Source organism: Simplicispira hankyongi (genome assembly GCF_003570885.1).
In the GTDB taxonomy this organism is placed as follows: Bacteria; Pseudomonadota; Gammaproteobacteria; order Burkholderiales; family Burkholderiaceae_C; genus Simplicispira; species Simplicispira hankyongi.
Genome location: NZ_QXJC01000010.1, coordinates 1 through 18,887 on the forward strand (window position 1 = coordinate 1; position 18,887 = coordinate 18,887).

Genomic DNA, 18,887 nt, shown 5'->3' on the forward strand with positions numbered 1-18,887 from the left:
TGCGGGTTCCCGTGTGAAAGTAGGTCATCGTCAGGCTCTTACAGCCCTGCCAAACCCCCTTGAATCCTCTAGGTTCAAGGGGGTTTCGCTTTTGCAGAAGCGGAAAGTACGTTCGACCCTTGTGTGTAGGCGATACCCTGGTCTCCGCATTTATCCTTTGGCCGATATACGCTCGATGAGCCGTTGACAAAATGACACCCACCAGGAATGCCTAAATGAACCTACAGGATGTTCTCTATTCGCAGGGTTTCGGAACCCGCCGCGTTTGTGCTGGATTGATTCAGCAGGGGTATGTGGAACTGGTCGCCGGCCTTGAGTGCAACGCCTGGGTGGTATGTACCGATCCCTTGGTTGAGTGCAAGCTTGAAGAAGGCTTGCGCTTTCGCGTCCAAGGCGTCGAATGGCCATATTGTGAAAAGGCCTACATCGCTTTGCACAAACCCGACAGCACGGAGTGCTCGCAAAAACCGTCGCGCTACCCTTCCGTGTACACGCTGCTGCCGGCTTGTCTGCGTCAGCGCCCGGCTCGCGGCGTGATCCAGGGTGTGCAGGCTGTTGGGCGACTGGACCAGGACACTACGGGATTGCTGCTATTGAGCGACGATGGGCAATTCATTCACCGCATGAGTTCCCCGAAGAAGCATGTCCCCAAGGTTTATCGGGTCACTGCCAAGCATGAAGTTACTGAGCAGCAAATTGAGCGTTTGCTTGAAGGTGTGGTGCTCGATGATGACCCCAAGCCCGTGCGCGCTGCTGCCTGCGTTCTGATCGATAGTTTCTGCATCGATCTGACCTTAACGGAAGGCAAGTACCACCAAGTCAAGCGCATGCTGGCAGCCGTTGGCAACCGCGTCGAAGGCCTGCATCGCCACTCGATTGGACGCTACATGCTTCCTCCAGATCTCGCCCCTGGCCAGTGGCGATGGCTGAGCGAGACAGATCTTGAGTCTTTGCAGTGCACTGCGTGATGGCCGGGCCCAGCTTTACGTCGTGCGGAATCGATAAACGCCGTCCGGCTCGCGAACACGATGGACGACGCCTTCGTGCCAGAGCAGGTGCAGGTGTGCCAAGGCTTCCCCCAGAGCGAAGGACAGCTGCTGCGTATCCAGCTCTCGCCGAAAGAGTTTCGGAAGTAGCTCGCCTGCGGATCGCGCCTTTTCTGTGCACGCGGTGCGTGCGACCGCCAGATGGTCTTGGTGGTGTGCGTGCAACTGCTGGAGCCGCTCGGCCAGTCCGACGAATGGCTTGCCGTGCGAAGGCAGCACCAGCGTTGAATCTGAAAGAGAGTCAAAGCGTTTGAGTGAGGTCAGGAAGAGCTTGAGCGGATCGGCTTCCGGCTCCCCCGCAAACACGCTGATGTTGGTGGAGATGCGCGGCAACACCATGTCGCCGCTGATCAGGATGCCGCGTGCTGCGCAGTACAGTGCAATATGTTCCGGCGCGTGCCCATAGCCGACAATGCATTCGTAGTGGTGTTCACCGATGCGAATCCGATCGCCGTCCATCAGCCGGTGAAAATGCATGGGCAGTTTCGGGACCAGCGCCGGGTAGTAGCTGCCCCGATCTTTCAGGCGTGCATGAAACTCTGCATCAGACAAACCGTGCGAACGGTAGAAATCGCTCAGAGACTCGGTGCTCGGGAACAAGGTTCCGGTGCTCGCTGCCAGCGCCGTGTAATAGTCGGTGGCGCTGATCCAGAGCGGTGTGTTCCAGCGCTCGCAGAGCCAGTGCGCCAAGCCCAGGTGATCGGGATGCATGTGCGTCGCGATCACGCGCACGATGGGCAGGCCTTCAAGCGTCGACTCAAAAACAGCTTCCCATTGGGCGCGTGCGGCAGGGATGTCGACACAGCAATCCACCACTGTCCAGCCTTCGATCGGCCCTTGTGGCCCATCGACTGTATCGCGCAGCAACCACAGGTTGATATGGTCCAGCGCAAACGGCAGGCCCATGCGAATCCATTTGATACCGGGCGCCACGTCGATCGCACAACCGGAAGCCGGCAGAGATTCACCGAGGGGGTAGCGCAAGCGCGATTCAGCGTGATTCATGGGGCCTCTTGCGGTAGCATTGACGTTAACGTAACGTAAATGACAGTAAACGGACGATTCTACGGGCCGGTGCACGCGCGTACTGACAAGCGCGCGACCCGGAACGATGCTTGCGAACCATGGCAACCACTTACACCATCAGCGACCTGGCACGTGAATTTGATCTGACGACGCGGGCCATGCGCTTCTACGAAGACATGGGCTTGCTGCAGCCCGAGCGCACCGGGCCTGCGGGCCGCAATCGCATCTACAGTGCCAGGGATCGAACCCGCCTCAAGCTGACCTTGCGCGCCAAGCGGCTTGGACTGTCGCTGACCGAAGCACGCGAGATCATTGACCTCTACGACAGTCCGCGGGACACCGGGGTGCAGCTCGAGAAATTCCTCGCGGTGCTCGCCCAGCATCGCCAGCAACTGGAAGCCCAAATGACCGATCTTCAGGCCAACCTCGACGAGGTCCGAGCGCACGAGAAGGAAGCGCGTAACCTGCTCAAGAAGGTGCAGGCAAAATCCGTGGATAATTGACGTTACGTAACGTCAATCAAAAAATTTGATGCCACACCCTGTTCTCCAGCCCAAGGATCCCTGTTTCTCCGAGCGGGTGCACCAGAGCTTTGCCCTTCAAGGCGCCATGCAGACCTTGGGAGCGCGCCTGCAGCAGGTCACGCCGGGTGCCGTCGATATCGTCTTCGATTGGGCCGCCGCCTTGACGCAGCAGCATGGTTTCGTGCACGCTGGCATGCTCTCGACGGCACTCGATTCGGCCTGCGGCTATGCGGCCTTCAGCCTGATGCCTGCAGATGCGTCGGTCCTGACCATCGAGTTCAAGACCAATCTGTTGGCCCCAGCGCGCGGTGACCGCTTTCGCGTCGAAGGGCGGGTCCTCAAGCCTGGGCGAACCATTACCGTGTGCGAGGGCCGCGCCTTCGCAATCTCTGGGGCAGAGGAAAAACTTGTCGCCACCATGGGCTGCACGCTGATGTGCGTCCAGGGGCGCGCAGGCGTCTCGGGCTGAATCTGCCACTTCCCCCCGCTTTCATTTCAGACATTCATTTCAGACATTCATTTCAGACAGGAGATAGCCATGAGCCTTCCCGCCAACCTGCCCGGCCTCAACTTTCAGCTCGGCGACGAAGTCGATTCGCTGCGCGATGCGGTCCGTGACTTTGCCCAGGCCGAGATTGCGCCGCGCGCCACCGAAATCGACCACAGCGACCAGTTCCCCATGGATCTGTGGCGCAAGATGGGCGATCTGGGTGTCCTCGGCATTACCGTGCCGGAAGAGCTTGGCGGCGCTGGCATGGGCTATCTGGCCCATATGGTGGCGATGGAAGAAATCTCGCGCGCCAGCGCTTCCGTGGGGCTGTCCTACGGCGCGCACAGCAACCTGTGCGTCAACCAGATCAACCGCAATGGCAGCGCCGCGCAAAAGGCCAAGTACCTGCCCAAGCTGATCAGTGGCGAGCATGTCGGTGCCCTGGCCATGAGCGAGCCCGGCGCAGGTTCCGACGTGATCAGCATGAAGCTCAAGGCCGAGGACAAGGGCGGCTACTACCTGCTCAACGGCAACAAGATGTGGATCACCAACGGCCCCGACGCCGACACGCTGGTGGTCTATGCCAAGACCGAACCCGAGCTTGGCGCACGCGGCGTCACCGCTTTCCTGATCGAGAAGGGCATGAAAGGCTTTTCGATTGCACAAAAGCTCGACAAGCTCGGCATGCGCGGCAGCCATACGGGGGAACTGGTGTTCCAGAACGTCGAAGTGCCGGCCGACCATGTGCTCGGCGGCGTCAACATGGGCGCCAAGGTGCTGATGAGCGGGCTCGACTACGAGCGTGCGGTGCTCACCGGCGGGCCGCTGGGCATCATGCAGTCCGTCATGGACAACGTGATTCCCTACACCCACGACCGCAAGCAGTTTGGCCAGAGCATTGGCGAGTTCCAGCTCATCCAGGGCAAGGTGGCCGACATGTACACCGTGTTGCAGGCGGGCCGCTCGTTTGCCTACACCGTGGCGAAAAATCTGGACATGCTGGGCACCGAACACGTGCGCCAGGTGCGCAAGGACTGCGCCAGTGTCATTCTGTGGTGCGCCGAGAAAGCCACCTGGATGGCAGGCGAGGGGATTCAGATTTTTGGCGGCAACGGCTACATCAACGAGTACCCGCTGGGCCGCCTGTGGCGCGACGCCAAGCTGTATGAGATTGGCGCTGGCACCAGCGAAATCCGCCGTATGCTGATTGGCCGGGAGCTGTTCGCAGAGACCTGCTGATCCAACCTTCGTCCGCCAAGGCACCCTATGACCACCGACACGATTCAGGAACTCTTTGTTCACAACCGCGCCTGGGCGGCCCAAATGGAGCGTGAGCGCCCCGGATTTTTCACGCACCTCATGGCGCAGCAGAAGCCGCGCTACATGTGGATAGGCTGCTCCGACAGCCGCGTACCGGCCAACCAGATCACTGGCCTGGAACCAGGCGAAGTCTTTGTGCATCGCAACATCGCCAATGTGGTGGTGCCCACCGACCTCAACTGCCTCTCGACCATCCAGTTTGCTGTCGATCAGTTGCATGTCGAGCATCTGATGGTGGTTGGCCATTACGGCTGCGGCGGTGTGGGTGCCGCGCTCGAAGACCTCCGCATCGGGCTTTCTGACAACTGGATTCGCCACGTCAAGGATGTGCGCGACCGCCACCGCGATCTGCTGGCCGGCATGGCGCCGCAGTGGCGGCATGACGCGCTCTGCGAGCTCAACGTCATCGAGCAGGTGCTCAACGTGGCACAAACCACGGTGATCCAGGATGCCTGGGCCCGCGGCCAGCAGCTCACCCTCAACGGCTGGTGCTATGGACTCAAGGATGGCCTGATTCATGACCTGCACATCACGGTGAGCGGCAATTCCGGCCTCGACGAGCTTTACCGGGCTGCAGTGGCGGGTGTGATTGCCGACCGGCGCGAGGTGCCGGCGCCGGGTGCGATGGCGCCTGAGGCTTGACGCGTTTGGCAAGGCGCCCTGCGCCTCCGCGCAGAATTGCGCCCGATGCCACCTCTTGCTGCTTGTCCCATGTTCCCACAGCGCCTTGAATCCCCGATTGCCTACAACATCGCGAAGGCGATGCGCGATGGCTTTGACCGCCACTACCGGCTGTTTCGCACCGAGTCGGCCCGTGCCAAGCACCGTTTCGAGACGGCGGACTGGCACGACCAGCAACGCGCCCAGCGCGAGCGCATCGAGTTCTACGATTTGCGGGTGAAGGAATGCGTACGCCGCCTGGAGAAGGAATTTGCTGCTGGCAAACAGCCGATGGAGCTGTGGCATGAAGTCAAGCTGCACTACATCGGGCTCTTGGTGGAGCACCACCAGCCCGAGTTGGCCGAGACCTTTTTCAACTCGGTCACCACCAAGATCCTGCACCGCACGCACTTTCACAACAACTTCATCTTTGTGCGCCCGGCGATGAGCACGGAGTACCTCGAAAACGACGAATTCGAGGGTCGCCCCACCTATTACGCCTACTACCCAACGAAAGACAGCCTGCGCCAGACGCTGGTAACGATTTTGGAGAGCTACGGTCTGCAGCGCGAATTTGCCGACGTAACCACCGACGTGAGCCATGTGGTGCACGCCCTTGAATTGCGCCTGCACAAGGTCAAGCTGCGCGCCAACTTTCAGATTCAGGTGCTCTCCAGCCTGTTTTACCGCAACAAGGGCGCCTACCTGGTGGGCAAGATCATCAACGGCTACAACGAAGTGCCGTTTGCGCTGCCCATTCTGCACAACGAACAAGGCAAGCTCTATATCGACGCCGCGCTGTTTGGCGAAGACGACCTGCAGATGCTTTTTTCGTTCGCGCGGGCCTACTTCATGGTGGACATGGAGATCCCGAGCGCCTACGTGCAGTTTCTGCGCAGCCTCATGCCCAGAAAGCCCCGCGCCGAGCTCTACAACGCGCTTGGGCTGGCCAAGCAGGGCAAGACGCTGTTTTACCGCGACTTTCTTTATCACCTCAAGCATTCCACCGACAAGCTGCGCATTGCGCCCGGCATCAAGGGCATGGTGATGCTGGTGTTCGACCTGCCCTCGTTCCCCTTCGTTTTCAAGCTCATCAAGGACTACTACCCGCCGCAAAAAGACACCACGCGCGAGCAGATTCAAGGCAAGTACCTGCTGGTGAAACAGCACGACCGCGTGGGCCGCATGGCCGATACGCTCGAATACAGCCTGGTGGCGTTTCCGCGCGATCGCTTTGAGGACGAGCTGATCGCCGAAATCCAAAAATTTGCCCCCAGCCAACTGGAGATCAGCGACCGTGACGGCGACGGCAAGCAGGAAGTCATCATCAAGCACCTCTACATCGAGCGGCGCATGATTCCGCTCAACATGTACCTGCAGGAGGCGTTCGACACCGGCATGCAGGACGAGCGCGCCCAGCAGCAGATGGAGCGCAGCGTCATCGACTACGGCAACGCCATCAAAGACCTGGTGGCGGCCAACATCTTCCCCGGCGACATGCTGTGGAAGAACTTTGGCGTCACGCGCAACGGCAAGGTGGTGTTCTACGACTACGACGAGATCGAATACATCACCGACTGCAACTTCCGCCGCGTGCCCAAGCCGCGCAACGAAGAAGAAGAAATGAGCGGCGAGGTCTGGTACACGGTGCGCCCGCACGACGTGTTCCCTGAAACCTTTGGCCCCTTCCTGCTTGGCAACGACGCCGTGCGCGAAGTCTTCATGCGCCACCACGCCGACCTGCTCGGCGTCGAGTTCTGGCAGTCGCACAAGGAGCGCATTCTGGCCGGCCATGTCTACGACGTGTTCCCGTACGACACCAAACGGCGCTTTGGCCAGGCCTACGCCGACTGAATCTGCCCACCCCCGTTTCCATTCAAAGGAGGTTTCCCATGCGTTCATCCATCCAAGACCCCATCGTGATCGTCGGCGCCGCACGCACCCCCATGGGCGCTTTCCAGGGCGATTTTTCCAGCCTCGCCGCGCACGACCTGGGCGGCGCTGCCATTGCGGCGGCGGTTGCGCGCGCCGGCATTGCACCGTCTGCCGTGGGCGAAGTGCTGTTTGGCAACTGCCTGATGGCGGGTCAGGGCCAGGCGCCCGCGCGCCAGGCGGCCTTCAAGGGCGGCTTGCCCAAGGAGGCCGGCGCCGTGACGCTCAGCAAGATGTGCGGCTCGGGCATGAAGGCGGCGATGTTTGCGCACGACATGCTGCTGGCCGGCACGCACGACGTCATGGTGGCGGGCGGCATGGAGAGCATGACCAACGCCCCCTACCTGCTGCAAAAGGCGCGCGGCGGCTACCGCCTGGGACACGACCGCATCTTTGACCACATGATGCTCGACGGCCTGGAAGACGCCTACGAGCCTGGCCGCTCCATGGGCACCTTTGGCGAAGACTGCGCCGCCAAGTACAGCTTCACGCGCCAGCAGCAGGATGCTTTTGCCACCACCAGCGTCGAGCGCGCCAAGGCCGCCACCGCCTCGGGCGCGTTTGCCGCCGAGATTACGCCGGTGACCGTCAAAACCCGCTCCGGCGAAACCGTGGTGTCCGTGGACGAAGGCCCAGGCAAGGTCAAACTCGACAAAATCCCCACGCTCAAGCCTGCTTTCAAGAAGGACGGCACCATCACCGCCGCCTCCAGCTCGTCGATCAACGACGGCGCCGCCGCCCTGGTGCTGATGCGCCAGTCCACCGCCGACCAACTCGGCTGCAAGCCGCTGGCGCGCATCGTCAGCCACGCCACGCATGCGCAGGAGCCCGAGTGGTTTGCCACGGCCCCGCTGGGCGCCACGCAAAAGGCGCTGGCCAAGGCGGGCTGGACGGCCGGCGACGTCGATCTGTGGGAAATCAACGAAGCCTTTGCCGTCGTGCCCATGGCGCTGATGAAAGAATTGGATCTGCCGCACGACAAGGTCAACGTGAACGGCGGCGCCTGTGCGCTCGGCCACCCGATCGGCGCCAGCGGCGCGCGCATTCTGGTCACGCTGCTGTACGCGCTCAAGGCGCACGGCAAGACCAAGGGCCTGGCCACGCTGTGCATTGGCGGCGGCGAGGCGACGGCCATGGCGGTCGAGCTGGTCTGATACTCAAAAACTCCTGTTTTCGTAGCTGCTTGGGCAATAGGAATAAGCGCTGGAGGCCGATTTGACTAAAAAAATGTTTGGCACGGCATTGGTCATCGGCGCCTCGCGTGGCCTGGGGCTGGAGCTGGTGCGCCAACTGCTGGCCGCCGGTGGCCGCGTCATCGCCACGGTGCGCACCGCCGACGCCCGCGCCGCGCTCCAAGCCCTGGGCGCCGAGGTGCTGACGGTGGACGTGGCCGATCCGGCCAGCGCCAGTGGGCTGGCCTGGCAGCTCGACGGCGAGCGGCTCGATCTGGCGTTCTACGTCGCCGGCGTCATGCGGCGCCCCGACGCCACCACGCCGCCCACGCAGCAGGATTTCGACGCCGTCATGCACACCAATGTGCTCGGCGCCATGCAGGCCATCCCGCAGGTGGCGCCGCTGGTGGAGGCCGCAGGCGGCGTGTTCGCCTTCATGTCGTCGGGCATGTCGCAGATCGGCAGCGTGCCCGCCAGCAACGCCTGGCTGTACCGCACCAGCAAGGCCGCGCTCAACATGGCGGTGGCGGCGGCCCAGCACGACTACCCGGCCGCCACCCTCGTCACCATCGACCCCGGCTGGGTGCAGACCGATATGGGCGGCGCGGGTGCGCCGCTCACGCCCGAGGAGAGCGTGCGCGGCATGCTCGCCACGCTGGCGAACCTGGCGCCTGCCGACAAAGGCCAGTTGCTGCACCACGACGGCCGCCGCGCCGTGCATTGGTAAAACACTCTCACCCCCAACACTTAGAGACAAGCCCATGCTGCTGACCCAAGACCAGGAAATGATCCGCGACGCGGTGCGCGACTTTGCCCAAAGCGAACTCTGGCCCCACGCCGCCCGCTGGGACCGCGAGCACCACTTCCCCAAAGACGCCCACCAGGGCCTGGCGGCGCTCGGCGCCTACGGCATTTGCGTGCCCGAGGCACTCGGCGGCGCGGGGCTCGACTACCTGTCGCTGGCGCTGGTGCTCGAAGAAATCGCCGCGGGCGATGGCGGCACCAGCACCGTCATCTCGGTCACCAACTGCCCGGTCAACGCCATCCTGCTGCGCTACGGCAACGCCCAGCAGCAGCGCGACTGGCTCACGCCGCTGGCGCGCGGCGAGATGCTGGGCGCCTTCTGCCTCACCGAGCCGCATGTCGGCTCCGACGCCTCGGGCCTGCGCACCACGGCGGTCAGGCAGGGGGATGAATACGTCATCAACGGCGTCAAGCAGTTCATCACCAGCGGCAAGAACGGCGACGTCGCCATCGTGGTGGCCGTTACCGACAAGGGCGCCGGCAAGAAGGGCATGAGCGCCTTCCTGGCGCCCACCAGCGCGCCCGGCTACGTGGTGGCGCGGCTCGAAGACAAGCTCGGCCAGCACAGCAGCGACACGGCGCAAATCAGTTTCGAGAACTGCCGCATTCCGGCCCAAAACCTCATCGGCCAGGAGGGCGAGGGCTACAAGATTGCGCTCGGCGGGCTCGAAGGCGGGCGCATCGGCATCGCCGCGCAAAGCCTGGGCATGGCGCGCAGTGCGTTTGAAGTTGCCTTGAAGTACGCCAAAGAGCGCGAGAGCTTCGGCACCGCCATCTTCAACCACCAGGCCGTTGGCTTTCGCCTGGCCGACTGCGCCACGCAGATCGAGGCCGCGCGCCAGCTCATCTGGCATGCCGCCAGCCTGCGCGACGCTGGCCGGCCGTGCCTGAAGGAAGCCGCCATGGCCAAGCTGTTCGCCAGCGAAATGGCCGAGCGCGTCTGCAGCGCCGCCATCCAGACGCTGGGTGGCTACGGCGTGCTGAACGACTTCCCGGTGGAGCGCATCTACCGCGACGTGCGCGTGTGCCAAATCTACGAAGGCACCAGCGACGTGCAGAAGATCATCATCCAGCGCGCACTGGCCTGAGATGCTCTTGTATTGATAGCTGCTAGCGCTTATCCATCAAGCGCTAGCGGCCAAAATACCTAAAAATCTGAAGAAACTTGCCGGCTTGGCCAGAGGCGGTGGCGCCACGTGCTGCTTGACACCTGGGTGACTCGCACGCGCCCTCGCGCGGGTTGCGCCCGTTGCGCAGGCGGCGGCCTTGTTCCACGATGGTGCTCCCATTTTTCACAGGAGCACCGCATGCCCTTCGCGCACGCCAATGGCCAGAAGCTGTACTACGAAGACACCGGCGGCGACGGCCCGGTCATCGTCTTTTCGCACGGCCTGTTCATGGACAGCAGCATGTTTGCGCCGCAGGTGCAGGCCCTGCGCGGCCAGTGGCGCTGCATCAGCTGGGACGAGCGCGGCCACGGGCAGACGGCCGATCCGGCGCGCTGCGACCCGTTCACCTACTACGACTCGGCCGACGATCTGGCGGCGCTGCTGGCGCACCTGGGCGTGCAGCGCGCCGTGCTGGCCGGCATGTCGCAGGGCGGCTACCTCTCGCTGCGCTGCGCGCTGACGCACCCCGAGCTGGTGCGCGCGCTGGTGCTCATCGACACCCAGGCCTTGCAGGAAGACCCCCGGAAAATGGTGGGCCACGAGGCCTTGATGAAGGCTTGGCTGGAGGGCGGCCTGTCGGGCGAGATCGCAGCGGTGGTGGCCCACACCATCCTGGGCGAGGGCTGGGCGGATGCGCCGGTGTGGCAAGCCAAGTGGCGCCAGTTGACCGCGCCCAACCTGATCCAGTGCTTTACCACCCTGGGCAGCCGCGACGACATCAGCGAGCGGCTCGGTGCCATCACCGTGCCGGCATTGGTGGTGCACGGCTCGGTGGACCATGCGATCGACCTGGCGCGCGCGCAGGCCATGGCGGACGCCTTGCCCCATGCGCGCATGGTGGTGGTGCCCGGCGGCGGGCACGCCAGCAACCTCACGCACCCCGAGCCCGTGAATGCGGCGGTGGCGGCGTTTCTGGAAACGCTGTAGCAGTGCTGACCGGGCCCTGACCGGTGGGCGCTGTGCCGGCAGCGTGGCTACGTCGCGTCCAACGAGCGCTGCGTGGGCCGCAGCACCACGGTGATCTGCCCGTTGACTTCGATGGTGGCACGCGCCACCTCGTGGGCGTGCAGGCAGCCCCCGGCACGCAGGGCGGCGGCCAGGTCGGCGGGGGAAATGCGCTCGCGCTCCATCAGCGCTTCGTCCACTTTGCCATCCTGCACCAGCACGCGGGCGTGGCCGTCGATCAGGCGTTCGAGCCGGCGAAAGCGGAAGGTCAGGTGCGACAGCACCACATGGCAGAAGAGCAGCGTGCTGGCCGAAATCAACCCGCCGATGAGCGAGTTGTCGCCCGCATTCATCGAGTTCTGCACCGCGTTCGACAGGATCAGGAGCAGCACCAGGTCAAACGGGGCGTACTGCCCCGTTTGCCGCTTGCCGGTGGCGCGCAGGAAAATGAGCAGGAAGATGTACACCACGACGCCGCGCACGACAAACTCCCACCAGGGGACAGACAGATTCCACATGCGAGACTCCTACCATTGAAGGCGCCAAGTCTACGTGGGCGCCTGCCTTGCTCCACCTGCCCCTTTCCATGACCTTGCTTGCCCGTGACTCCGCTTCGCCTTGCCCCTGCGGCCGCCTTGACCCGCGCGCCCGTGCGCGCCCTCTGGCGTTTGGCCAGTGCTGTGGGCGCTGGCTTGGTGGCGATGCGCCAGCGCCCGACGCCGAGAGCCTCATGCGCTCGCGCTATAGCGCCTTTGTGCGCGAAGATGCGGCGTGGCTGCGGGCCACCTGGCACGCCAGCACCCGGCCCGCAGAACTCGACTTCGAGCCCGGTGCGCGCTGGCTGGGGCTGGAGGTGCGGCGCCACTGCCTGATCGATGCCGACCATGCCGAGGTGGAATTCGTCGCCCGCTACCGCGTTGCGGGCCAGGCGGTGCGCTTGCACGAGACCAGCCGCTTTGTGCGCGAAGGCGGGCACTGGTTTTACGTCGATGGGGCGCAGCATGAGCGGGCGAGAAAATGAATGAAAATGCTTTCTAGGGAGCCTCTGCACGAATCGTCGCGCCGTGTGCATCTGCGGCCTCGGGCGATCTGCAGCGTTGCAAATCCTCGCGATAGCTACGGCTATCGCTGCGGTTTGCGCCTTGCAGCTCATCCCGATCCGCAGCGCCCACTTGCCACGCAATTCGTGCAGAGGCTCCCTAGCGCTTTATTCATATGCTTTTATTGCTATTTATTCAGGAGCAATAATGCCATGTATGAGCGTCGCAGCAAGAATCGCCCCAACCGGTTGCGCTAGGCTTGCACCCCACGGGGCTGGCTTCCTGCCGCCCTGCCTTCTCATCTCTCTGGAGCGTCATGCCCGATACCGGATCGCCCCTCACGCCATCCCTAGCGCCGCCCGGTGCGCCGCCACAGGCGCTGGCCACCGTGCGCAACCGCACCTTTGACGAAATCGCCGTGGGCGACAGCGCCAGCATCGAGCGAACGCTCAGCAAAGAGGACATCGAACTGTTTGCTGTGCTCTCCGGCGACGCCAACCCGCAGCACCTGGATGCGGACTTTGCCGCCTCCACGCGCTTTCATGGGGTCATTGCGCAGGGCATGCTGAGCGGCGCGCTGGTATCGGCCGTTCTGGGCACGCGCCTGCCAGGGCCGGGCACCATTTATCTCGGGCAAACGCTCAAGTTTCTCGCGCCCGTGCGCATCGGCGACCGGCTGCGTGTCAGCGTGACCGTGAGCGCCCGCGACGAAGCCAAAAAGCACCTGACACTGGCCTGTACCTGTGTGAACCAGGACGGCACCACGGTGCTTGACGGCGAGGCCGAGGTGCTGGCCCCCACCGAACGCATTGAACGCCTGCGTACCACGCTGCCCGAAGTGCACATCAGCGTGGGCAACGACGGCATGCGGCGGCTGCTTGAGCATGTGCGTTCACTGGGCAGACTCTGTGTCGCGGTCGTGCACCCGTGCGATGCGCTCAGCCTGGGCGGTGTGCTCGACGCCCGTGCCGCAGGGCTGATCGAGCCGGTGCTGGTGGGCCCGCGCGCGCGCATCGAGGCGGCGGCGCAAGAGAGCGGCCTGGACATTTCCGGCATCGCCATTGAAGACACGCCGCACAGCCACGCTGCAGCCGCCCGCGCGGTGGAGCTGGTGCTGCAGGGCCGCGTGCAGGCGCTGATGAAAGGCAGCCTGCACACCGACGAGCTGATGGGCGCCGTGGTGGCAAGCCAAGGCGGGCTGCGCACCAAGCGCCGCGTGAGCCACTGCTATCTGATGCAGACGCCGGCCTACCCGCGCCCCTTCATCATCACCGACGCAGCCATCAACATTGCGCCCACGCTGGCCGACAAGGCCGACATCGTGCGCAACGCCATCGACCTGGCGCACGCCATCGGCGTGGCCCAGCCGCGCGTGGCGATTCTGGCCGCCGTGGAAACGGTGAACGCCGCCATGCCCGCCACACTGGACGCCGCTGCCCTGTGCAAGATGGCCGACCGCGGCCAGATCACCGGCGCCCTGCTCGACGGGCCGCTGGCCTTCGACAATGCCGTCTCCATTGCCGCGGCGCGCACCAAAGGCATCGTCTCCGAAGTGGCGGGCCGCGCCGACATCCTGGTGGTGCCGGACCTGGAAAGCGGCAATATGCTGGCCAAGCAGCTCGAATTTCTGGGCGGCGCAGCCTCGGCCGGCATCGTGCTCGGCGCGCGTGTGCCCATCGTGCTCACCAGCCGGGCCGACGCGCGCGACACGCGGCTGGCCTCGTGCGCCGTGGCGGTGCTGCTGGCGCACCACTACCAGGAGGCGCCCCTGTGAGCGATCTGGTGCTGGTCCTGAATTGCGGCTCGTCGAGCATCAAGTTCGCCCTGTTTGACGCCGGCATTCGACCACTGCCGCGCACGCCCTTGTGGAACGGCAAGGTGGATGGCATCACCGGTGCCACGCCGACGTTTGGCGAAACCGGTGCCGCGCCCGGCCCGGTGGCGCTCGATGCCGCGCAGCCCTACCACGCCGCGCTGGAACACATCCACGCCAGGGTGCTGGCGCGCATGGCGCAGGGCGGGCACCGCATGGCCGCCGTGGCGCACCGCGTGGTGCATGGCGGCGCCAAGTACTTCGACCCGGTGCGCGTGGACGCACAGGTGCTGGCCGACCTGAAGCGCTATATCCCGCTCGCGCCGCTGCACCAGCCCTTTGCGCTCGAAGCCATCGCGGCACTGCTGGAAACGGTGCCCGACTTGCCGCAGGTGGCCTGCTTTGACACGGCGTTTCACCACACCCTGCCCGACGTGGAAAAGATGCTGCCGCTGTCCTGGGACGCCTGGGAGCGCGGCCTGCGCCGCTATGGCTTTCACGGCCTGTCGTACGAATACCTGTCGATCGCGCTGCCCGAGCGCTGTGGCGACGCGGCGCGTGGCCGCACCATCGTGGCGCACCTGGGCAGCGGCGCCAGCCTCTGCGCCATGCAGGGCCTCAAAAGCGTCGCCACCACCATGGGCTTCTCGGCCCTCGACGGCCTGATGATGGGCACGCGCTGTGGCGCACTCGACCCCGGCGCGGTGCTCTACCTGATGGAGATGGAAAAGCTCTCGCTGGACGCAGTGGGCCATCTGCTGTACCACGGCTCCGGCTTGCTGGGACTTTCCGGTGTGTCGTCCGACCCGCGCGAGCTGCTGGCGCAAGAGGCCGGCAACGCGCGCATAGCCGCCGCGCTGGCGCTGTACGTGCGCCGCATCGTGCGCGAGATCGGCGCCCTGGTGGCCGTGCTGGGCGGCCTCGACATGCTGGTTTTCACCGCCGGCATCGGCGAGCACAACGCCGCCATCCGCGAGCGCGTGTGTGCGGGGCTGGCCTACCTGGGCCTGGCGCTCGACGCTGAGGCCAACGCCCGGAACGCCGATCGCATCTCCAGCGCCGCCAGCCGCATCCCCGTGCAGGTCGAGCGCACCAACGAAGAATGGGTGGCCGCCTGGCACGCCTGCCGGCTGGTGCCTGGGCTGGCGTAGCGACGCAGGCAGTGGGGTCGGACCACGATTTCGTGCAGCGAAACTCGTGCTCCGACCCCACTGCCGGACTATTGGGCGCCCCTGCCATCGCCAAGCCGCAGGAGTGTGGCGCGCCCTTTCAAAAATTTAGATGAAAATCGCCTCCAGCGCTTATCCCCATTGCGCAACAAGCTATGAATTTTGAAGCAATCCTGTTCGACTGCGACGGCGTTCTCGTCGACAGCGAGCCCCTCACCAACGGCGTGCTCTGCACCATGCTGAACGAAGCCGGCTGGGCGATTTCGCCCGAAGCGTGCATGGACACCTTCATCGGCAAAACGGTGCGCAGCGAAGCCGCGCGCATCGAGGCGCACACCGGCCAGCCGCTGACCGACGCCTGGATGGCCGCGTTCTACGCGCGCCGCAATGCCGAGATCGAGCGCCACCTGCAGCCCATTGCCGGCGCGGTGGAGGCGGTGCGCGCGCTGCACCGCTTGACGGACGGGCGCATCGCCTGCGCCTCGGGCGCCGACCGTTTCAAGGTGGAAATGCAGCTGCGCCAGGTGGGGCTGGCCGAGCTGTTCGGCGGCCATGTGTTCAGCGGCCACGAAATGCCCGCCACCAAGCCCGCGCCCGACGTGTACCTGGCCGCCGCTGCTGCCTTGGGCGTGCCACCGGCGCGCTGCCTGGTGGTGGAAGACACCGTCACCGGAGTCACCGCCGGCGTGGCGGCTGGCGCCACGGTGTGGGGCTACGCGCCCGGAGGCGCCGGCCACGGCAGCGCAGCGGCGTTGCGGGCAGCGGGGGCAAGCGCTATTTTTGCCGATATGGCGTTGCTGCCGCACCTGTGTGGACCGGTGGGCTGACCCCGGCTGGGTGCCTGGCGCGCATTTTTGCGCCCAGGCTACTGCCCACGCCACTCGCCCGGCGCCATCCCCGTCCACCCCTTGAACGCGCGGATAAAACTCTTCTCGTTCTGAAACCCCGCAGCCAGCGCCACCTGCTTGATCGGGCGCTGGCTGCGCTGCAGCAGGTCGGTGGCGATCTCGCGGCGTACCGTGTCTTTGAGGGTTTGCAGTGACGTGCCCTCGTCCTTCAACTGCCGGTGCAGGGTGCGGGCGGACAGGTTCAGCCGGGCCGCCAGGTCGTCCGCGTTGTGGGCTGCTTGCGGGTCGCTGCGCAGCATCTGGCGCACGCGCGCCAGCAGCAGCCGGTCGCGGCGGTACTGCAGCACCGTCAAGGGCAGGGCGCGCTCCAGCATGGTCTGCAGCGCGGCCTCGTCGCGGCGCAGGGGCAGGGCGAGGTAGCGGGCGTCGAAGCTGATGTGGGTCGGGGCAGCAGAAAAGCGCGCCGGGGCGCTGAACAGCACGGCGTAGGTGTCGGCATGGGGCGGAGCGTCGAAGGCGAACGCAGCGTTGAGCAGCGGAATGCGCGAATCCACCAGCCAGCAGGCCACGCCCAGGGCATTGCGCAGCAGCGAGACATGGCAGAACTCGCGCAGCACGCCCAGGTCGCGTGCCTCATGCAGGGTGAGGTGGGCCACGTCGCCTTGCACCGCCCACTCCAGCCGCACATCCTGCGTCAGCAGGCCATGGTGGCGGCACCAGCGCGCCATCGCCAGGCCCAGGTGCGGCGCGGTGATGGAGGCGCGTGCCAGCATGCCGTAGCTGCCCCAGGGCAGGGGGCGGATGAACCAGCCCAGGGCCTCGTCGTCCAGTTCGCGCATGGCGGCCTCGGACAGACGTTCCATCTGCAGGGCGGTGATCCGGCCGTCCGGGCGCGCCAGCAGGGCCGGCGCAATCTGCGCCTGGGCCAGGGCCTGCGCCGGGTCGAGGCCGCGCAGCGCATAGGCGTGCGCGATGGCGCGGACGAAGGCCGCCGGGGTTTCTGCGCGCGCGCTGGCGGGTGCCGGGTTGGTGGCGGTGGAGGTTGGCGTGCTCATTGCCCAAGTGTGCCGCGTGCGTGGCACGATTTGCAACCATTGTGGCAAGCAAGGTGGCGCTGTCGCTTTTATCCTGTACGGTTCGTGGGCCGCGCAGCGCAGACCCGCAGCACAAGGAGACACCGCAGATGCAGCCCCAAAACGCTTCCCCGCTGATCCAAAGCCAAGCCACCGGCGCCACCGAGCCGCCGCTGATCGAGCAGACCATTGGCGCTTTCTTCAACACCATGGTGCAGCGCCAGCCGGGCAACGAGGCGTTGGTCAGCTGCCACCAGGGGCGGCGCTACACCTATGCCGAGCTGCAGCGCGAGGCGCGCCAGCTCGCCAGCGCGCTGCTGCGCCAGGGCCTGGTGCCGGGCGACCGGGTGGGCATCTGGTCGCACAACAACGCCGAATGGGTGCTGATGCAGCTCGCTACCGCCGAAGTCGGACTGGTGCTGGTCAACATCAACCCGGCTTACCGCACGGCCGAGGTGGAATACGCGCTCAACAAGGTGGGCTGCCGCCTGCTGGTGACCATGGCGCGCTTCAAGACCAGCGACTACCTGGGCATGCTGCGCGAGCTGGCGCCCGAGTGGGCGCACGGCCAGCCGGGCGAGCTGGTGGCCCAGCGCCTGCCGCATCTCTCGACCGTGGTGTGGATCGACGCCCCCGGCAAGGAGCCTGCTTCGGGCGCCAATGAACCCGGCTTGCTGCGCTTTTCTGACTTTTTGGCGCGCGGCGATGCAGAGGACCCGCGCATTGCCCAGGTGGCGCGCAAGCTCAAGGCCACCGACCCGATCAACATCCAGTTCACCAGCGGCACCACAGGGTTTCCGAAGGGCGCGACGCTGACGCACCGCAACATCCTGAACAACGGCCTGTTCATCGGCGAATGCATGCGGCTGACCCCTGCCGACCGGCTGTGCATTCCCGTGCCGCTGTACCACTGCTTTGGCATGGTGCTGGGGAACCTCGCGTGCTTTACGCACGGCGCTGCCATCGTCTACCCGAACGACGGCTTCGAGCCGCTCTCAGTCCTGCAGGCGGTGCAGGACGAAAAATGCACCGGTCTGCACGGTGTGCCCACCATGTTCATTGCCGAGCTGGACCACCCGCGTTTTGCCGAGTTTGACCTCTCGACGCTGCGCACCGGCATCATGGCTGGCTCGCCCTGCCCGACCGAGGTGATGAAGCGCGTGGTGCGGGACATGCACCTGTCCGAAATCACCATTGCCTACGGCATGACCGAAACCAGTCCGGTGAGCTGCCAGAGCAGCACCGACACGCCGCTGGAGAAGCGCGTCTCCACCGTGGGCCGGGTGCAGCCGCATCTGGAAATCAAAATCATCGACCCCGAGACCGGCGCGGTGGTGCCCGTGGGCGAGCGCGGCGAGTTCTGCACGCGAGGCTATTCCGTCATGCATGGCTACTGGGGCGACGAGGAAAAAACGCGCGAAGCCATTGATGCCGACGGTTGGATGCACACCGGCGACCTCGCCACCATGGATGCCGAGGGCTACGTCAACATCGTCGGCCGCATCAAGGACATGGTGATCCGCGGTGGCGAGAACGTGTACCCGCGCGAGATCGAAGAGTTTCTGTACCGCATGCCCCAGATTCAGGACGTGCAGGTCATCGGTGTGCCCGACCTGCGCTATGGCGAAGAGCTGTGCGCCTGGATCATCGCCAAGCCCGGCACCGCGCCGACCGAGGACGACATCCGCGCCTTTTGCAAAGGCCAGATCGCGCACTACAAGGTGCCGCGCTACATCCGCTTCGTGAATGAATTTCCCATGACGGTGACCGGCAAGATCCAGAAATTCCGCATGCGTGAAGCCACCATCGAGGCGCTGGGCCTGACCGAGCAAAAAACCGCCTGACCTGCAGCGCTG

The 18,887-nt window shown here is 65.0% G+C and carries 18 protein-coding genes; 15 read left to right on the forward strand and 3 right to left on the reverse strand.

Features of this window, described 5'->3' with window-relative positions; all coding sequences use genetic code 11:
* Positions 1-215: 215 nt before the first annotated feature.
* On the forward strand, positions 216-968 hold the full coding sequence (locus D3F03_RS15260) for a 16S rRNA pseudouridine(516) synthase (protein ID WP_119110301.1): 753 nt from the start codon (positions 216-218) through the stop codon (positions 966-968).
* Positions 969-983: 15 nt separating this feature from the next.
* Here D3F03_RS15260 and D3F03_RS15265 read toward each other — a convergent pair whose 3' ends face one another.
* Complete coding sequence (locus tag D3F03_RS15265) at positions 984-2,051, reverse strand: MBL fold metallo-hydrolase (protein WP_119110302.1); 1,068 nt, start codon at positions 2,049-2,051, stop codon at positions 984-986.
* 119 nt (positions 2,052-2,170) lie between these two features.
* On the opposite strand from D3F03_RS15265, the gene D3F03_RS15270 reads away from it, so the two are divergent.
* The 9 genes from D3F03_RS15270 (at position 2,171) to D3F03_RS15310 (ending at position 11,070) form a co-directional block, all read left to right on the forward strand.
* Positions 2,171-2,575 carry a MerR family transcriptional regulator gene (locus D3F03_RS15270; RefSeq protein WP_119110303.1) on the forward strand — a complete coding sequence of 135 codons (405 nt, stop codon included), beginning with the start codon at positions 2,171-2,173 and terminating at the stop codon, positions 2,573-2,575.
* A 28-nt stretch (positions 2,576-2,603) separates the two neighbouring features.
* On the forward strand, positions 2,604-3,065 hold the full coding sequence (locus D3F03_RS15275) for a PaaI family thioesterase (protein ID WP_119110304.1): 462 nt from the start codon (positions 2,604-2,606) through the stop codon (positions 3,063-3,065).
* A 69-nt stretch (positions 3,066-3,134) separates the two neighbouring features.
* Positions 3,135-4,325: an isovaleryl-CoA dehydrogenase gene (locus D3F03_RS15280; RefSeq protein WP_119110305.1), complete on the forward strand. Its 1,191-nt coding sequence runs from the start codon at positions 3,135-3,137 to the stop codon at positions 4,323-4,325.
* Positions 4,326-4,352: 27 nt separating this feature from the next.
* A complete protein-coding gene (can, locus tag D3F03_RS15285; protein WP_119110306.1) occupies positions 4,353-5,048 on the forward strand; it encodes a carbonate dehydratase in 696 nt (231 codons plus the stop codon).
* A gap of 69 nt (positions 5,049-5,117) precedes the next feature.
* Complete coding sequence (gene aceK, locus D3F03_RS15290; protein ID WP_119110307.1) at positions 5,118-6,920, forward strand: bifunctional isocitrate dehydrogenase kinase/phosphatase; 1,803 nt, start codon at positions 5,118-5,120, stop codon at positions 6,918-6,920.
* Positions 6,921-6,958: 38 nt separating this feature from the next.
* On the forward strand, positions 6,959-8,152 hold the full coding sequence (locus D3F03_RS15295; protein ID WP_119110308.1) for an acetyl-CoA C-acyltransferase: 1,194 nt from the start codon (positions 6,959-6,961) through the stop codon (positions 8,150-8,152).
* A gap of 73 nt (positions 8,153-8,225) precedes the next feature.
* A complete protein-coding gene (locus D3F03_RS15300; RefSeq protein WP_119110309.1) occupies positions 8,226-8,897 on the forward strand; it encodes an SDR family oxidoreductase in 672 nt (223 codons plus the stop codon).
* A 34-nt stretch (positions 8,898-8,931) separates the two neighbouring features.
* On the forward strand, positions 8,932-10,062 hold the full coding sequence (locus tag D3F03_RS15305) for an acyl-CoA dehydrogenase family protein (protein ID WP_119110310.1): 1,131 nt from the start codon (positions 8,932-8,934) through the stop codon (positions 10,060-10,062).
* A gap of 219 nt (positions 10,063-10,281) precedes the next feature.
* A complete protein-coding gene (locus D3F03_RS15310) occupies positions 10,282-11,070 on the forward strand; it encodes an alpha/beta fold hydrolase (RefSeq protein ID WP_119110311.1) in 789 nt (262 codons plus the stop codon).
* A 47-nt stretch (positions 11,071-11,117) separates the two neighbouring features.
* Here the strand turns inward: D3F03_RS15310 and D3F03_RS15315 are convergent, their stop codons facing one another.
* Positions 11,118-11,606 carry a DUF421 domain-containing protein gene (locus tag D3F03_RS15315; protein ID WP_119110312.1) on the reverse strand — a complete coding sequence of 163 codons (489 nt, stop codon included), beginning with the start codon at positions 11,604-11,606 and terminating at the stop codon, positions 11,118-11,120.
* Between the two features lie 68 nt (positions 11,607-11,674).
* On the opposite strand from D3F03_RS15315, the gene D3F03_RS15320 reads away from it, so the two are divergent.
* From D3F03_RS15320 to D3F03_RS15335, 4 genes are all read left to right on the forward strand, one after another.
* The gene (locus D3F03_RS15320; protein ID WP_199665487.1) at positions 11,675-12,109 is read left to right on the forward strand and encodes a YchJ family protein; all 435 of its coding nucleotides are present in this window, start codon (positions 11,675-11,677) and stop codon (positions 12,107-12,109) included.
* Between the two features lie 335 nt (positions 12,110-12,444).
* Positions 12,445-13,902: a bifunctional enoyl-CoA hydratase/phosphate acetyltransferase gene (locus tag D3F03_RS15325; protein WP_119110313.1), complete on the forward strand. Its 1,458-nt coding sequence runs from the start codon at positions 12,445-12,447 to the stop codon at positions 13,900-13,902.
* The gene (locus tag D3F03_RS15330; protein ID WP_119110314.1) at positions 13,899-15,092 is read left to right on the forward strand and encodes an acetate/propionate family kinase; all 1,194 of its coding nucleotides are present in this window, start codon (positions 13,899-13,901) and stop codon (positions 15,090-15,092) included. The genes D3F03_RS15325 and D3F03_RS15330 overlap by 4 nt, the downstream gene beginning before the upstream one ends.
* A 173-nt stretch (positions 15,093-15,265) precedes the next feature.
* Positions 15,266-15,937 carry an HAD family hydrolase gene (locus D3F03_RS15335; protein ID WP_119110315.1) on the forward strand — a complete coding sequence of 224 codons (672 nt, stop codon included), beginning with the start codon at positions 15,266-15,268 and terminating at the stop codon, positions 15,935-15,937.
* Positions 15,938-15,975: 38 nt separating this feature from the next.
* Here the strand turns inward: D3F03_RS15335 and D3F03_RS15340 are convergent, their stop codons facing one another.
* Entirely contained in the window at positions 15,976-17,013 is a 1,038-nt protein-coding gene (locus D3F03_RS15340) for an AraC family transcriptional regulator (RefSeq protein ID WP_119110316.1), read from the reverse strand.
* Positions 17,014-17,141: 128 nt separating this feature from the next.
* On the opposite strand from D3F03_RS15340, the gene D3F03_RS15345 reads away from it, so the two are divergent.
* Positions 17,142-18,875 (forward strand): AMP-binding protein, encoded by a 1,734-nt coding sequence (locus D3F03_RS15345; RefSeq protein WP_119110402.1) that lies wholly within the window; start codon positions 17,142-17,144, stop codon positions 18,873-18,875.
* Positions 18,876-18,887: the final 12 nt, after the last annotated feature.

Excerpts from the sequence above, each read along its gene's own strand:
- D3F03_RS15260 (WP_119110301.1), top strand. The coding sequence starts at position 216 with ATGAACCTACAGGATGTTCTCTATTCGCAGGGTTTCGGAACCCGCCGC.
- D3F03_RS15265 (WP_119110302.1), bottom strand. The coding sequence starts at position 2,051 with ATGAATCACGCTGAATCGCGCTTGCGCTACCCCCTCGGTGAATCTCTG.
- D3F03_RS15270 (WP_119110303.1), top strand. The coding sequence starts at position 2,171 with ATGGCAACCACTTACACCATCAGCGACCTGGCACGTGAATTTGATCTG.
- D3F03_RS15275 (WP_119110304.1), top strand. The coding sequence starts at position 2,604 with ATGCCACACCCTGTTCTCCAGCCCAAGGATCCCTGTTTCTCCGAGCGG.
- D3F03_RS15280 (WP_119110305.1), top strand. The coding sequence starts at position 3,135 with ATGAGCCTTCCCGCCAACCTGCCCGGCCTCAACTTTCAGCTCGGCGAC.
- can (WP_119110306.1), top strand. The coding sequence starts at position 4,353 with ATGACCACCGACACGATTCAGGAACTCTTTGTTCACAACCGCGCCTGG.
- aceK (WP_119110307.1), top strand. The coding sequence starts at position 5,118 with ATGTTCCCACAGCGCCTTGAATCCCCGATTGCCTACAACATCGCGAAG.
- D3F03_RS15295 (WP_119110308.1), top strand. The coding sequence starts at position 6,959 with ATGCGTTCATCCATCCAAGACCCCATCGTGATCGTCGGCGCCGCACGC.
- D3F03_RS15300 (WP_119110309.1), top strand. The coding sequence starts at position 8,226 with ATGTTTGGCACGGCATTGGTCATCGGCGCCTCGCGTGGCCTGGGGCTG.
- D3F03_RS15305 (WP_119110310.1), top strand. The coding sequence starts at position 8,932 with ATGCTGCTGACCCAAGACCAGGAAATGATCCGCGACGCGGTGCGCGAC.
- D3F03_RS15310 (WP_119110311.1), top strand. The coding sequence starts at position 10,282 with ATGCCCTTCGCGCACGCCAATGGCCAGAAGCTGTACTACGAAGACACC.
- D3F03_RS15315 (WP_119110312.1), bottom strand. The coding sequence starts at position 11,606 with ATGTGGAATCTGTCTGTCCCCTGGTGGGAGTTTGTCGTGCGCGGCGTC.
- D3F03_RS15320 (WP_199665487.1), top strand. The coding sequence starts at position 11,675 with ATGACCTTGCTTGCCCGTGACTCCGCTTCGCCTTGCCCCTGCGGCCGC.
- D3F03_RS15325 (WP_119110313.1), top strand. The coding sequence starts at position 12,445 with ATGCCCGATACCGGATCGCCCCTCACGCCATCCCTAGCGCCGCCCGGT.
- D3F03_RS15335 (WP_119110315.1), top strand. The coding sequence starts at position 15,266 with ATGAATTTTGAAGCAATCCTGTTCGACTGCGACGGCGTTCTCGTCGAC.
- D3F03_RS15340 (WP_119110316.1), bottom strand. The coding sequence starts at position 17,013 with ATGAGCACGCCAACCTCCACCGCCACCAACCCGGCACCCGCCAGCGCG.
- D3F03_RS15345 (WP_119110402.1), top strand. The coding sequence starts at position 17,142 with ATGCAGCCCCAAAACGCTTCCCCGCTGATCCAAAGCCAAGCCACCGGC.